Genomic DNA, 14,045 nt, shown 5'->3' with positions numbered 1-14,045 from the left:
AAATAGGACTATTAGAACTAAGTGTTGCTGCAACAGGTAAAGCATTTACTGTTACCACAACTGGTTTTGTATCCGTACAGCCTATTGAATTTGTACCTTTAATATAGTAGGTTCCAGCAGTTGCAGCATTTGGTGTCGCATAAACATTTGTTGCAGCTGAATCAGTGTAATATGTATATGTTTGTGTTGACGAACCTGCAGTGACTGCATTTGCTGTTAAGTTTACCGTAGCTGGCGAGCAAACTGCAGCTGGATTATTAACAACTAAAGTATATGTAGAACATTCAGGTTGAACAATTAAACATTGTGGAACAACATTGGTTAAAAGACCTCCTGAAGTTGTAAAATTTGCATTACTATTTGTAAAAGGACCTGGATTTCCTGTACAAGATGGATTGAGTTGCCCAGGAAGATTGGTAATATCTACTGTAATCGTAGCTGTTGCACCTGCAGGCAAAGTTAGTCCAGAAAGAGAAACACTTCCTGTATTTGGATTTGCCGTTACCGTTCCTAAAGTACCGCCTCCAGTGTAATTTATCGTTATGTTAGGAGTAGTTGCCACTCTAATATTAGACGGTAATGTATCTACAAAACCAATTCCTGATAATAAAGCCGCTCCACCACCATTGTTTGATACCACCCATGTATAGGTAGCTGTTTGACCATCTATGATAGTAGTAGTGGATAAAGTTTTTGTTAATGTAGGAGCTGTTACATCAATAGAGATAAAATAAGATCCTGAAACCAGTACGTCAGGCACACCATTTGGATTAGATCGTTGTCTTAATCTTACATTAATTGGTGTTGTAGAATTGGGTAGAATGTTTGATGCATCAAAAATATCAGCATCGTAATCCCAAGATTCTGCAGGACCATATAAATGTCCAACACTAATAGGATTACGAGTGGTTATATTTCCTGACATTGCAGGTCCTCCATCTGCTGAAACATTATTTGTAGCTGCCATGGCAATACTACTATTCAAAGCATCACTAGCTGCACCAGTTCTAGGATCTGTCAAATTGGTCAGTGCAGATGTTGTAGTACCAAACTGAAGTTCATCAGGATAAGTTCTATCTCCGTATGTTCCTGTTATACCTACAACTGCGCGCACTCCTCCACTTGCTGGTACTGTCACATTAAGAACATCAGAAGTTACCGTAGTGTTATTGAATAATTGCCAATTATCTGCGATTGTAATATTCCTTGATGGTGAATTAGGGTTGCTATAGACTACTATGATTGACCAGCCACCCATTGGTAAAGTAGTAGTTCCTGTTAGACTAGGATCAGCAACAAAATAACGTCCTTGAACTCCTCCTCCTACTGAGCTAACATAGCCGTTTACTGGCATTAGTGCGGTAATATCCCATATGGTTTGACGGTACAATGTACCAGTTGTTCTTGAGCTAATGTCTGTATTTAAATCTAATGTAGTGTATGCTGTTGCTCCAGGTACTCTTAATTTTACTGATGATAAAGTTCGTGCAGAATTTCTTTGTTCAGCACATAAATAAGCTCTTTCAATTATAGAACCAGCAGGTAAAATTAAATCAGAACTCGTTGAAAGACTTGTTGAAGGGTCATTATCGATATCAGGGGTAAGTCTGAAATCATCTCTCGCTGTAGCAGTGTTAGTTGAAACTTGTGTGCTGTAATACCACGAGTTACCAAACAATGTGGCTCCTCCTTTAATAACACCTTGATAACGTTGGGTTGATTGCCCAAAAGAGGCAGTGAGTGAAAGTAAAAAAATAAAATTTAAAAAAAGACCAAATAAGTTTTTTTTAAATTTTGAAGAAAAATGAAAGTATTGGTTTTCCATATTTTTTTGTATTCTTATATTTTGGATGAATCTTTAATTAAAAAGATTTCTATTTATATTTTTTTTAGTTTTTTTACATAATAAAAAAACCAATTGTCTTATTATATTTTTATTAACAAAGATAATTATTATTTATTTAATACAAATAATACTCTTTTAATGACCTAAATAGCCGATAAATGACTAGTATATGGCTATAAATGGTATTGTTTTATTCATAATTATGACCCAATGTTTTTTTATTTTTAAAAAACAGAGTAGAATCAATCTAAGTTGCTTTTTTTGATTTATAAAAAATAGTAAAGTGGTACTCAATAAATTTATTAATTCATTGAAATTCAATTTTTTGCAACATGTAATTTACCCTACAAATAAATACGTTTTTTTTTGTACTTTGGTTTTAGTTTAAATTTATAATTGTTTGTTTATAAATGTCAAATAAAGTAGAGTATGAAAAATTTAATTTTGGTCAGGCATGCAAAGTCAAGTTGGGAGGTACCAGTTCAGGATAAAGATCGAATTTTGACTTGTAATGGTATGAAAGATGCGCATCTTGTTGCGGTTCATGTTAAGTCTTTATTGCCTAAAACATTTACCATTTGGTGTAGCACGGCAAAAAGAACTACAAATACGGCGTTAATTTTTGCACAAAATTTTTTGTTTCCACTTGACAGTATCATTTACAAAGACGACCTTTATGCCTTTGATAGAAAACAGCTTCAAAAAGTGGTAGAATCCTGTCCAGATGACATAGAAAGTTTAATGATTTTTGGTCATAACGAAGCTATTACTGATTTTGTCAATCGATATGGTGATGTGTTAGTAGAAAACGTTCCTACATCAGGATTTGTTTTTTTGAAATTTGATTCGGCACATTGGAAAACCATTAAAAAAGCTAAAACAGAACATATAATATTTCCCAAAGATTTGAAATGAACAAAGTATTAGAATACAAATATATTGATAGAGAAAAAAGTTGGCTGGCTTTTAATGCAAGAGTTTTACAAGAGGCCGGGGATCCTTCAGTTCCTTTATTGGACCGTTTGCGATTTTTAGGCATATTTTCGAATAATTTAGATGAGTTTTTTAGAGTTCGTTTTGCAGCCATAAGACGTCTAAGTTTAACTGGAATTACAGGTGAAAAATACCTAGGAGGAATTTCGGCACAACAACTGGTTAAAGATATTACTGAAATTGTAATTGAGCAACAGTCTGAAAGTTTACGAATTCTAAACATTATAGAAAGTGAGCTGGAAACAAAGAATATTTTCATTATCACCGAAGCAGATATTTCTGTAGAGCAAGAAATTTTCTTAAAAGATTTTTTTATTCAAAAAGTAAGTCCTGAACTGGTTACTATCATTTTGAATGATTTGGCTGAATTTCCTGTCCTCAAAGATACCTCTGGTTATTTGGCGATAAAATTGGTCATGAAAAAAGATGCAGAGGTTCGTTATGCCGTCATTGAAATCCCAAAAACGATTAACCGTTTTGTGGTTTTGCCATCTCATGATGAAAAACAATACATTATACTTTTGGATGATGTGATCCGACACAATTTAAATAATATTTTCAATATTTTTGATTATGAAAGTGTTTCGGCACACATGATAAAAATCACCAGAGATGCGCAACTTGACATTGATAGTGATTTGAGTAAAAGCATGATTGAGAAAATTTCATTAAGCGTAAAAGACAGGAGAATAGGAGAGCCAGTACGATTTATTTATGATCAATTGATTGAAGAGGATACATTGAATTTTTTCTTGGATAAAATGAAAATTGTATCTACAGACAGTATTATTCCGGGTGGACGATATCATAACAGAAGGGATTATATGGATTTTCCTAGTTTAGGAAGATTTGATTTATTGTATGAATCGAAGCCGCCGTTGCCTATTCCTGGATTAAGTTTAGAGGGAAGTATGCTAGAAAAAATAAGCGAAAAAGATTATTTGCTGAATGCTCCATACCAGTCTTTTTCATACTTAACCAAGTTTCTGAGAGAAGCTGCTTTAGACCCAAAAGTGGTTTCAATAAAAATTACGTTGTACCGTTTGGCCAAAAATTCGCAAATCATTAGTTCCTTAATTAATGCTGCCAAAAACGGAAAAAAAGTTACGGTTCAAATTGAATTACAAGCTCGCTTTGACGAAGCATCAAACATATCTTATGCCGAACAAATGCAACTTGAAGGTATTGAACTTATTTTTGGTATTAAAGGATTAAAGGTACACAGTAAAATATGTGTTATCGAAAGAGTAGAAAATGATAAAATAAAACGTTATGGTTTTATCTCAACGGGGAATTTTAACGAGTCAACCGCAAAGGTCTATACAGATGTGACTTTGTTTACAAGCCACCAGCAGATCTTGAAAGATATCATGCGAATTTTTGAGTTTTTTGATATTAATTATAGAGTACATCGTTACAAACATTTAATTGTTTCCCCACATTACACAAGAACTAAGTTTGTGAAATTAATTGATAGGGAAATCATACACGCACTTGCGGGTAGAAAAACACATATTAAACTAAAAATGAATAGTTTGTCAGACTTCGCCATGATTGATAAGCTTTATGAAGCCAGTCGAGCAGGTGTGAAAATTCAACTTGAAGTACGCGGAATATGTTCCTTGATTCCTGGAATTCCTGGTATGAGTGATAATATCGAGGCTATTAGTATTGTAGATAATTATTTAGAACATTCAAGAGTTTACATTTTTGGGAATGCGGGACAAACAGAAGTCTATATTTCATCGGCTGATTTTATGTCTCGAAATCTAGATGGTAGGGTAGAAGTAACTTGTCCTATTTATGATCAAGATATTAAAAAAGAACTGATTGACAATTTTGACATTGGCTGGAAAGGGAACGTAAAAGCAAGATTTCATTCTCATGAATTTGATAACAAATACCGTCCTCGCAATCACAATCCTATCTTTAGGGCGCAGCTAGAAACGTACCGTTATTATGAAAAAAAACTAGAGGATGCGACTAAGAAAGAAAATTTAGCATAGTTTTTGTTTTACCAATTACAATTTTAACCTGAATAAGATCCGTCACCTTGATCAGGAGTTTCAAACACAAGAAATATGATTCAAATAAAAAAATACGCTGCAATTGATATTGGCTCAAATGCAATGCGATTGTTAATAGTCAATATTGTGGAGCAAGACGGTAAAGAACCGCAATTTAATAAAAGTTCCCTTGTTAGGGTACCTATCCGTTTAGGGCAAGATGCTTTTACAGTGGGTGAAATTTCTGCAGAGAATATCGATAGAATGTGCGATGCGATGAAAGCTTTTAACTTGCTAATGAAGGTGCACAAAGTAGAGCGTTATATGGCATTTGCAACATCGGCTATGCGCGAAGCGTACAACGGCAAAGAGGTAGTTGCTATCATTAAGAAAAAAGCCGATATAAAAATTGAAATTATTGATGGCAAAAAAGAAGCTGCCATTATTGCTTCAACTGATTTACACCATTTATTAAAATCGGATCAAACCTATTTATTTGTAGATGTGGGTGGTGGAAGTACTGAATTTACTTTGTTTTCCAATGGTAAAATGATAACTTCTAGGTCCTTCAAAGCAGGAACAGTGCGCTTACTCAATAATATGGTTTGCGATGTGGTGTGGGACGAAATTGAAAAATGGATTAAAACCAACACTCAAGAATATGACGAGGTTACACTCATAGGTTCTGGTGGGAATATCAATAAATTATTTAAATTATCGGGTAAAATTCAGGAAAAACCATTGTCGTACATCTACATGAATTCGCAATATTCTTTCTTGAATTCATTATCTTATGAGCAAAGAATATCAGAACTTGGCTTAAATCCAGATCGAGCTGACGTAATTATTCCTGCAACGCGCATCTATATGAATGCGATGAAATGGAGTGGTGCCCGAAACATTTATGTACCCAAAATAGGTCTTTCTGATGGAATTGTAAAAGCCATGTATTACGGTAAAATATAACCTTTTCTTTTTGTAATTAAGCGTCTAAATCTAATCCAAATGTGGTGCGTAAAAGCTCTATATTTGGATTTATTTGTAACAATCTGTTGTAGCGGTCTTGGTCGTTAAAACTTCTTTTTGTTTCAATTGTTTCGTTGACAACTACATTAATAGTAATGTCATGATTGTGTAAATGGCCTTTTAAATAGCCTAACAATCCGTGTAATTCCTTTTCAAAATCTAACTTTGAACCTTCGTTTGGCAACTCAATGGTTATAGTAGTTCCTTCTAGTTTTGGATCGTTTATGAGAAGTAAGGATTCCATTATTTTAAATCCCTTGTCACCTAATCGTTGTGCATATTTGTTCCAATGCACTAACATTTCAGTCTCTGTAAAAGATTCGGTTGGCAAGTGAACAGTTTCTTTTACGATTCCTTTACTACTTTCTTCAAGTGCTTTTTTTGCTCGAATACTTGCGAGTGAAAATGCAGAAACTTTTGGTTCTCCGGTGGTTGGAACTGGAGTAGCCGCAACAGGAGTTGGGGTTGTTGTTGCAGGTTTTTGTACTGCTGTATCAGTTGGAATTCCTGGTGTACTTTCAGGAGCTGAAGTAGAGGTTACCGCCGTTTCTATTTTTTTTGCGACACTTATGGAGTAGTCGTTTTTTCTAAAATACGTGGGTGGAATTATATATTGCTCAACTTTTTTTTTTCTCCATCAATAGTGATAGAGGCAAGTTGCATCAAACAAAGTTCTACAAGCAATCGCTGGTTTTGACTCAATTTGTATTTTAAATCACAATCGTTTGCAATTTCAATTCCTTTTAATAAAAAATCTTGACTGCATTTTTGAGATTGTGCACCATACATTTGCTGAGCTTGTTCTCCTACTTCTAACAAAGTTATAGTAGCCGGAGTTTTAGATACTAACAAATCTCTAAAATGTGATGCTAGTCCTGATACAAAATGATGTGCATCAAAACCCTTGGCAAGGATTTCGTTAAAAGCCATTAATAATTCTGGAATTTTATTTTCCAAAATTAAGTTGGTCATGTTGATGTACGTTTCGTAATCAAGCACGTTCAAGTTCTCCGTAACGGCTTGACGGGTTAAGTTTTTCCCGCAAAACGAAACGACTCTATCAAAAATAGAAAGGGCATCACGCATGGCACCATCCGCTTTTTGAGCTATGATGTGCAAAGCATCGTCTTCAAAAACTACACCTTGACTAGTAGCCACTTCTGCAAGATGTTCTTTGGCATCTTTTACGGTTATTCTTTTGAAATCAAATATCTGACAACGAGAAAGTATTGTAGGGATGATTTTATGTTTTTCGGTCGTAGCCAAAATAAAAATGGCGTGCTTAGGTGGTTCTTCTAATGTTTTTAAGAAAGCATTAAAAGCTGCCGAAGACAACATGTGAACCTCATCTATAATGTATACTTTATATTGCCCTGTTTGGGGTGGGATTCTAACTTGGTCAATTAAATTACGAATGTCATCTACAGAATTGTTTGAAGCGGCATCTAGTTCAAATACATTGAAAGCAAAATCTTCGGTAGGATCATCATATCCAGGCTGATTGATTTTGCGAGCTAAGATACGTGCGCAGGTGGTTTTCCCCACACCACGAGGTCCTGTAAACAACAAGGCCGATGCTAAATGGTTGCTTTCTATAGCATTGAGCAAAGTGCTGGTAATGGCTTTTTGTCCTACAACATCTTTAAAAGTTTGTGGACGGTATTTACGGGCCGATACAACAAATTGTTCCATAGCATTTTTATTGGATAGCAAATATAGGTTTTTTGTTGATTTGTTTATTTACTAATTTGTTTATTTGAAGAAAATCTTTTCCTTGCAAAAATGTAAATTAGAATTGAAAATAATAGCATATTGATAATCAAAGAAATGATTATTCCTTTGTTGTACATTGTATTTTTTTCATTTTCCGAAATTTTATTTTGGGATAATTTATAGGCTCTTAATTGTTCTAACTGATAAATAAAACTTCTTAATGATTCTATTTTGAATTCCAAGTCGTTGATCTTATAATCAGTTTCAGTTGGCTCGATGATTTTACCAAATTTATCACGCTTAAATTCTGGAGGTAGAGGCCAACCTGGACCAAAATCTTGTGATTGTGTGGGTGAACACATACTTAAAGATAATTTATAATCTTTATTGAAGTTGCCGTAGATGATCCATAATCCTTTTTTATCTGGAAATAATCCACAATCACTTCCTTCAGAAACACCATCAATAGTCTTTGATATATAAATTCCTTTAAAAAGTTCGATGATTTTAAAACTATAAGTTTGATTAATAGTATCCCGTTTTACTAGTTCACCGTAAAATACGATATCATATGTATTCAAACCAGATTCAACAATTTTTTCTTTACGAACTTCAATACATTTACACGCAAATGAATAGTTGCTATTGAATATAAAAATAAGGATCAGGAATAGATTACGCAGTTTCATTTACAAACAATTAAAGTGTAATTATACGCTTTTTTTACAAAAATATAGTTTTTTAACCAATTTTTTAAAGCTCATTATTTTTCAAAAGTTATAAAAGATTTTTTATTTTAAAGTGTACTTCTTTTTGACGAAATTCTCTAGCCCAGATAGAAGTGAAAATCCTTATTCGCCGGTCCCGAAACCTCGGGATGGCGAATAAGATTGTAACGAATAGCTGGAGAAAGCTCCTAAAAATAAAGTAATATTTAGAATTTGATTTTCATGTTTTTGAACAGATAAAAAACATTAAGAATTTCTATCTTTGATGGTGAGATCTAGTAAAACTTTGGCAGCATCATTATCTGAATTTGCTGCGTAACCTGCAACAAAAACCCCTTTTTGTCCAGTAGTTGATAGTATACCATAAACGGTGGCTTCGTCATCTGGGTTTGATTCTCCTTCATATCTATAAATATGTTGGATTTCGTAATGACTTGGGTTTTGTATAATGTCTTGGTCGTTAATGTTAAAATCAACAGTAAATCCTTTTTCTTTTAATTCATCTAAGGCTTTTGAAACGCTGGCGTAATGATACATTTTTGACATAGTATTGTTTTTATAGATAAGATGGTAAGGTAACTGTTTTATTATGAATTGGTTGTGAAGGTCTTGTTAAAGTAAGTGGTAGAAAATGAGATAAAAAGATTTAATAATGCTAAATTTGCCGCCGCAGACCGCCTTATCGTCGTCTTGTCTTTATGGGCGAGAGGGAGGAAAGTCCGGACACCACAGAGAAGCATAGCGGGTAACACCCGTCGGTTTCGTCTTCACAGGCGAGGTTAGGACAAGTGCAACAGAAAGTATGTACAGGTAATGCTGTAGTGAAACCAGGTAAACTCTATGCGGTGAAATATCAAGTATATCAGCATTTAAGGGTATCTCGTCCGTTGCTGAAGGGTAGATAGCTTGAGTCCAAGAGTAATTTTGGATCTAGATAAATGATAAGGGTTTCGAGTAATCGAAATACAGAATCCGGCTTATAGGTCTGCTTTTTTTCTTCTATATTGTTACTCTATCGTCATAGATTTTAGTTTGGTTCTATAGGCTTCAAGAGCCACTGACTTTGATATAAAACCATAGTATTTACCCTCTTTAAGTACAGGTAAGAATGCTTTTTTCGACTTTTCGAATTTATTCATGACTTGCTCCATGCTATCAAAGGGTGCAATAGTTTCTACAGGTTCCATCATAATTTCTTTCACCAAAGTATATTTGACACGATAGGTGTTAAAAATGATTTCGCGAATATCATTAAAATGGACAATTCCAAGTAAGTTTTGTTGGGTATCAATGACACCAAAAATAACTTGATTCGAATGAGAAATGAGGTCGACCAAGCGTTCCAAATTTTCATCAGGAGTTACCGTTAAAAAATCAGTTTGAATAATAGTATTAGTCTCTAGTGTTGAAAGTATATTCGTGTCTTTATTACTGGTAAAGGCATGTCCTTTTTCGACCAAATTTTTGACATCCATAGAGTGTTTTTCAAAACGTTTAGAAATGGCAAAACTGATAGAAGCCACAATCATAAGAGGAATCATTAAATTATAACCCCCAGTTATTTCGGCAATCAAGAAAATAGCGGTTAGGGGCGCATGAAATAATCCACTTAATATTCCCGCCATTCCTACTAGTGTGAAATTGCTAACTGGTAATTTTGTAAGTCCTGTAAGGTTTAGAAATTTAGAAAAAAAGAATCCTACATAAGAACCTAAAAATAAAGAAGGAGCAAAATTACCTCCGTTACCACCGCTATTAATTGTAATGCTGGTTGCAAAAACTTTGAGCATCATAGTGGCACCCACAAATAGTAAAAGCACCCAACTATTGTTTCTAAAGTCACTAAAAAGAGTGTGTTCCAGTAATTTACCAGGATCACTCTCTGAAAGGGTTTTGATGCTTTCATATCCTTCACCAAAAAGAGTGGGAAAAACGACGATTAATAAAGCTAAAATACTTGCGCCAAAGAGTCCTTTCTTGAAGGGAGAAAATTTTAAGCGCCCAAAAAAATGTTCTACTCTTTGAAAATTTCTAGAGTAGTACACGGCTATTAATCCAGTGAAAATACCAAGAAGTACATAGTATAAAATGTTGTGGTAATCAAAACTTTGTTGTTGTTTGAACGACAAAAGAATTTCTTCGTCTAGTACAATTACAGAAACTAATGCTCCCGTTGCAGCGGCAATCATTATGGGGGTAAAGGCAGCTATACTTACATCAACTAATAAAACTTCAATGGCAAATAGAACTCCAGCAATGGGTGCATTGAACGCCGCTGCAATTCCTGCAGCTACACCACAGCCTATCAAAAGAGTTCTGTCTTTATAGCTTAATTTATAGTTTTGAGCATAATTTGATCCAAAAGCAGCACCGGTAATTACAATAGGACTTTCTAGACCTGCTGATCCGCCTAGTCCAACAGTTAGCGAGCTCGTTACAATTTGGGCATACATTTGTTTCCTAGGGATAATACTTGCTTTTTTTGCAACAGCATATAATATTTGAGAAGTCCCTTTTTGAATGCTTCCGCCCAAAACTTTTTTCACAACTAGAATAGTTAGTAAAATTCCAATGATGGGTAATATACTAGTCAGAAAACCAAGTTTTAAAATGCCACTTACGTACGTTGCAAAAATAAACACCCAGTGTGCAAAAGTTTTTAATACAATCACTGCAAAAGCAGCTGAAATACCTACTAATACAGCTGATAAAAATATAAATTGTTTAGGAGTCAATAATGATTGTGCTATTGAAATAATAGCTTCTAACCTTGAAATATATTTTTTAAACATGATTTTTTAAATGATTCACAAAGCTACATTATTTTAAGCGAACCACTATTTTTAAGGGCTTCTTTTGTGCTTAAAGGTTTCAATTTATTCGAATTTACAAAGGTAAGGACCGCTTCAGGATTTGATTTAGCATATTCACGAAGCGCCCAACCGATGGCTTTTTGAATAAAAAATTCAGAAGAATAGGCGTATTTTAAACAAATAGAAAAGAGAATGTTTGAATTTGTTTTTTGTTTGTATCCCAATTGAAAAAGGATCAAACTACGATGCAACCATATACTCTCTTGACTTGAAAATCTTGTGATAACATTCTCAGTTTCGGTGGGAAATTGCTGTAAATAAGCTCCAAAAATGTATTTTGCTATGGTATCAACGCTGTCCCACCAAGAATGCTGTAATATTAGTTTTTCAATCCAATCGATGTCAGTAACAAGATAAGCCTTGTTCTTTTCTTTTATTATAATTTCAATAGCGCAATAATGGAATTCTCGTTCTGGTTTGTCAAAAAGAGTTTGAGCAATTTGTACAGAATGATGGTGTACTTCTTGTTGATTTTGTTTCCAAATTTCTTTAAATAGTTTTCTTCTTTCGGTGGTGCGAATACCAAAAAAGGCAAACTTATTGCGCATGTATTGCGACATTGCAAACGCGTTTTCTGCATTTCTATTTTGTTCAAACGCGTTTTCGAGTGTTGAGATAAAGTTCATGGAGACAGAATTTAAAAAGATTGTTTTGGTTTTTTAGTTACAACTTAAAACCCAACTGCTTTGTTGTCACCTCTTCTATCAGCACCGCCTTCAAGTTTGCCATTCGGTAAAACTAAAATGGCATCTACCGCACCTATAATTTCTTTGTCTCTTTCATTGATAGAGTAGCCTTTTTGTTTGAGTTGCAATAGCAAATCTTTGTTGAAAGAATTAGGTTCGAAAATAATTTCATCAGGCAACCATTGATGGTGAAAACGGGGTGCGTCTACTGCCGCTTTCATGCTTAATTTAAACTCATACACATTTAAAATAGTTTGTAAAACCGATGTGATAATAGTTGATCCTCCCGGAGTTCCTACTACCATGTAAAGTTTTTTATCTTTTTCGATGATGGTGGGAGTCATAGAACTTAGCATTCTTTTTTCAGGGGCAATACTGTTAGCTTTACTTCCTGTGAGACCGTATAGATTTGGGACACCAGGTTTTGCGCTAAAATCATCCATTTGATTGTTCAAGAAAAAACCCAGTTCATCACAATAGATCTTAGAGCCATAATTATCATTTAAGGTTGTCGTTACGGCTACAGCATTCCCAAAAGGATCTACAATAGAGTAGTGTGTGGTTTGATCACTTTCATATCCTGTTATTTCACCGTGTGCAACATCTGAAGATTTGGTGGCTTTGTCAAAGCTAAAAGTATTCATTCTGTTTTTTAAGTACGTAGCATCAAGCAATTCAGAAGTAGGTATTTTTACAAAATCAGGATCTCCAAGAAAAAAGTTTCTATCTGCATAGGCTCTTCGTTCGGCTTCGGTAATCAATTGAATAGCTTTTGGGCTGTTGTGTCCCATTTGCGCAAGCGGATAAGGCTCAATCATAGACATGATTTGGTTCAAACAAATACCGCCACTACTAGGAGGTGACATGGAAGTTAGCGTTAAGTCTTTGTATGAAAAAGTAATAGGTTTGCGCCATTTTGCTTCGTACTTCTTTAAATCCTCAAGAGTCATAGCACCGTTCTTTTTTGCTAGAAAAGCAATCAGTTTCTCTGCCGTTTCTCCAGTGTAAAATTCCTCTTTTCCATATTGTGAAATTCTTTTAAGCGTATTCGCTAATGCTTTGTATTTGATGGTATCGTTTGCTTTATAAACTTGAGAGAATAAGCTGTTTGGTCCGTTTTCTTTAATAAAAACTGCTCTAAAAGCTGCTAGACTTTTGGCTTGATTGGGTGTTACTATAACACCTCTTTCCGCTAGTGCAATTACAGGTTTTAGTATTTCACTAATAGAAAGTGATCCGTATTTTTTGTGTACTTCAAAAATGCCTGCAATAGTTCCTGGTACTCCAGAGGCATATGCTGTTGCGGTACTTTTACCTTTTATAACATTTCCATTTTGGTCTAAAAACATATCGTTTTTGGCCGCCAAAGGTGCTTTTTCTCTATAATCAATAGAGCCAGTTTCGCCGTTTGCTTTTCTGTAAACCATAAAACCTCCGCCACCTATATTTCCCGCTTGCGGATGGGCTACAGCCAAGGCTAATTCGGTAGCTACCATAGCGTCAAATGCGTTACCTCCTTTTTTCATTATGTCGACTCCTATTTGAGATGCTTCTTCACGCGCAGAAACCACCATTGCTTTGGAAGTCACAAGTCCGGTGGGATTTACTGCTTTTTCTTGGGATTTACATCCAAGTGCAATTAGGAAAAGTAACGGAAATAATTTTTTCATAATGTTGATTTTTTGTGGTTTACAAATGAGATTAATTCAGTAAAAAAAAGAGTAAAGTCATTTTCAAATTCGCTGTAGAATTCTTTTAATTCATTGCTTGCAAATCTCATTTGGGATTGGTTTTTAGTGCGTTTGTCCATTTGGGTTAAAATTCCATGTATGCCTTCAACTGTTTGGTAACTTACAAGCCAATTTTGATCTATCATGTAAGGCATCATACCTTTTGTTTTCTCTGAGAGTACACTGTAATTATGGTGCAGTGAGTCGTAAAAATGGGCAACAAAATCTTCTAGTTTTTCATTAGAATAATTCGACCAGTTTTTGGCTAAAAAGTGATCGTAAAAAACATCCACAATCACACCGGCATAATGATGGTATTTTTCATGAAGTTTTTTAGTACTTTGTCTAAAGATAGGATGTGTATCTGTAAAAGTATCAATAGCTCGATGCAAAATAATATCGATTCGTGCTTGTCCGTGGTACTCGGCAGAGACTCGCTGAGTC

Annotated in this window: 13 protein-coding genes and 1 other RNA gene; 5 read left to right on the top strand and 9 right to left on the bottom strand. The window is 34.6% G+C overall.

Going from position 1 to position 14,045, the window contains the following annotated elements:
* Nucleotides 1-1,825, bottom strand: a 1,825-nt coding sequence (locus AC061E_RS16170; RefSeq protein WP_478287179.1) for an immunoglobulin domain-containing protein, incomplete at its 3' end; no start/stop codon positions are given.
* 450 nt (nucleotides 1,826-2,275) lie between these two features.
* Here AC061E_RS16170 and AC061E_RS16165 point away from each other — a divergent pair.
* From AC061E_RS16165 to AC061E_RS16155, 3 genes are all read left to right on the top strand, one after another.
* Nucleotides 2,276-2,761: a SixA phosphatase family protein gene (locus AC061E_RS16165; RefSeq protein ID WP_478287178.1), complete on the top strand. Its 486-nt coding sequence runs from the start codon at nucleotides 2,276-2,278 to the stop codon at nucleotides 2,759-2,761.
* The gene (gene ppk1, locus AC061E_RS16160) at nucleotides 2,758-4,845 is read left to right on the top strand and encodes a polyphosphate kinase 1 (RefSeq protein ID WP_478287177.1); all 2,088 of its coding nucleotides are present in this window, start codon (nucleotides 2,758-2,760) and stop codon (nucleotides 4,843-4,845) included. Before AC061E_RS16165 ends, ppk1 begins: the two co-directional genes overlap by 4 nt.
* 75 nt (nucleotides 4,846-4,920) lie before the next feature.
* Nucleotides 4,921-5,811, top strand: a complete 891-nt coding sequence (locus tag AC061E_RS16155; protein WP_182650966.1) for a Ppx/GppA phosphatase family protein — start codon at nucleotides 4,921-4,923, stop codon at nucleotides 5,809-5,811.
* 16 nt (nucleotides 5,812-5,827) lie between these two features.
* On the opposite strand, the gene AC061E_RS16150 is transcribed toward AC061E_RS16155, so the two are convergent.
* Nucleotides 5,828-6,202 carry a DUF8439 domain-containing protein gene (locus AC061E_RS16150; RefSeq protein WP_478287176.1) on the bottom strand — a complete coding sequence of 125 codons (375 nt, stop codon included), beginning with the start codon at nucleotides 6,200-6,202 and terminating at the stop codon, nucleotides 5,828-5,830.
* A 97-nt stretch (nucleotides 6,203-6,299) separates the two neighbouring features.
* Between AC061E_RS16150 and AC061E_RS16145 the strand changes: the two genes are divergently transcribed.
* Nucleotides 6,300-6,449, top strand: coding sequence for a hypothetical protein (locus AC061E_RS16145; RefSeq protein WP_478287175.1), 150 nt, complete (start codon nucleotides 6,300-6,302; stop codon nucleotides 6,447-6,449).
* Nucleotides 6,450-6,477: 28 nt separating this feature from the next.
* Here the strand turns inward: AC061E_RS16145 and dnaX are convergent, their stop codons facing one another.
* From dnaX to AC061E_RS16130, 3 genes are all read right to left on the bottom strand, one after another.
* Complete coding sequence (dnaX, locus tag AC061E_RS16140; RefSeq protein WP_478287174.1) at nucleotides 6,478-7,563, bottom strand: DNA polymerase III subunit gamma/tau; 1,086 nt, start codon at nucleotides 7,561-7,563, stop codon at nucleotides 6,478-6,480.
* 44 nt (nucleotides 7,564-7,607) lie between these two features.
* On the bottom strand, nucleotides 7,608-8,273 hold the full coding sequence (locus tag AC061E_RS16135; protein WP_478287173.1) for a hypothetical protein: 666 nt from the start codon (nucleotides 8,271-8,273) through the stop codon (nucleotides 7,608-7,610).
* A 285-nt stretch (nucleotides 8,274-8,558) separates the two neighbouring features.
* Nucleotides 8,559-8,858, bottom strand: coding sequence for a hypothetical protein (locus AC061E_RS16130; protein ID WP_144892095.1), 300 nt, complete (start codon nucleotides 8,856-8,858; stop codon nucleotides 8,559-8,561).
* 120 nt (nucleotides 8,859-8,978) lie between these two features.
* On the opposite strand from AC061E_RS16130, the gene rnpB reads away from it, so the two are divergent.
* An RNA gene (gene rnpB, locus AC061E_RS16125) (RNase P RNA component class A) lies at nucleotides 8,979-9,308 on the top strand.
* An 11-nt stretch (nucleotides 9,309-9,319) separates the two neighbouring features.
* Here rnpB and AC061E_RS16120 read toward each other — a convergent pair.
* Genes AC061E_RS16120 through AC061E_RS16105 form a run of 4 tightly spaced genes read right to left on the bottom strand, consistent with a single transcriptional unit; the run spans nucleotide 9,320 to nucleotide 14,005 of the window.
* Nucleotides 9,320-11,104, bottom strand: coding sequence for a chloride channel protein (locus AC061E_RS16120; protein WP_478287172.1), 1,785 nt, complete (start codon nucleotides 11,102-11,104; stop codon nucleotides 9,320-9,322).
* Between the two features lie 23 nt (nucleotides 11,105-11,127).
* Nucleotides 11,128-11,811: a DNA alkylation repair protein gene (locus tag AC061E_RS16115; RefSeq protein WP_478287171.1), complete on the bottom strand. Its 684-nt coding sequence runs from the start codon at nucleotides 11,809-11,811 to the stop codon at nucleotides 11,128-11,130.
* Nucleotides 11,812-11,855: 44 nt separating this feature from the next.
* Nucleotides 11,856-13,541 carry a gamma-glutamyltransferase gene (ggt, locus tag AC061E_RS16110; RefSeq protein ID WP_478287170.1) on the bottom strand — a complete coding sequence of 562 codons (1,686 nt, stop codon included), beginning with the start codon at nucleotides 13,539-13,541 and terminating at the stop codon, nucleotides 11,856-11,858.
* On the bottom strand, nucleotides 13,538-14,005 hold the full coding sequence (locus AC061E_RS16105; protein ID WP_478287180.1) for an acyl carrier protein phosphodiesterase: 468 nt from the start codon (nucleotides 14,003-14,005) through the stop codon (nucleotides 13,538-13,540). Before AC061E_RS16105 ends, ggt begins: the two co-directional genes overlap by 4 nt.
* Nucleotides 14,006-14,045 lie beyond the last annotated feature (40 nt).

The sequence above is a fragment of the Flavobacterium sp. GNP011 genome (assembly GCF_056428925.1).
This window is presented reverse-complemented; position numbering and strand designations above follow the sequence as displayed.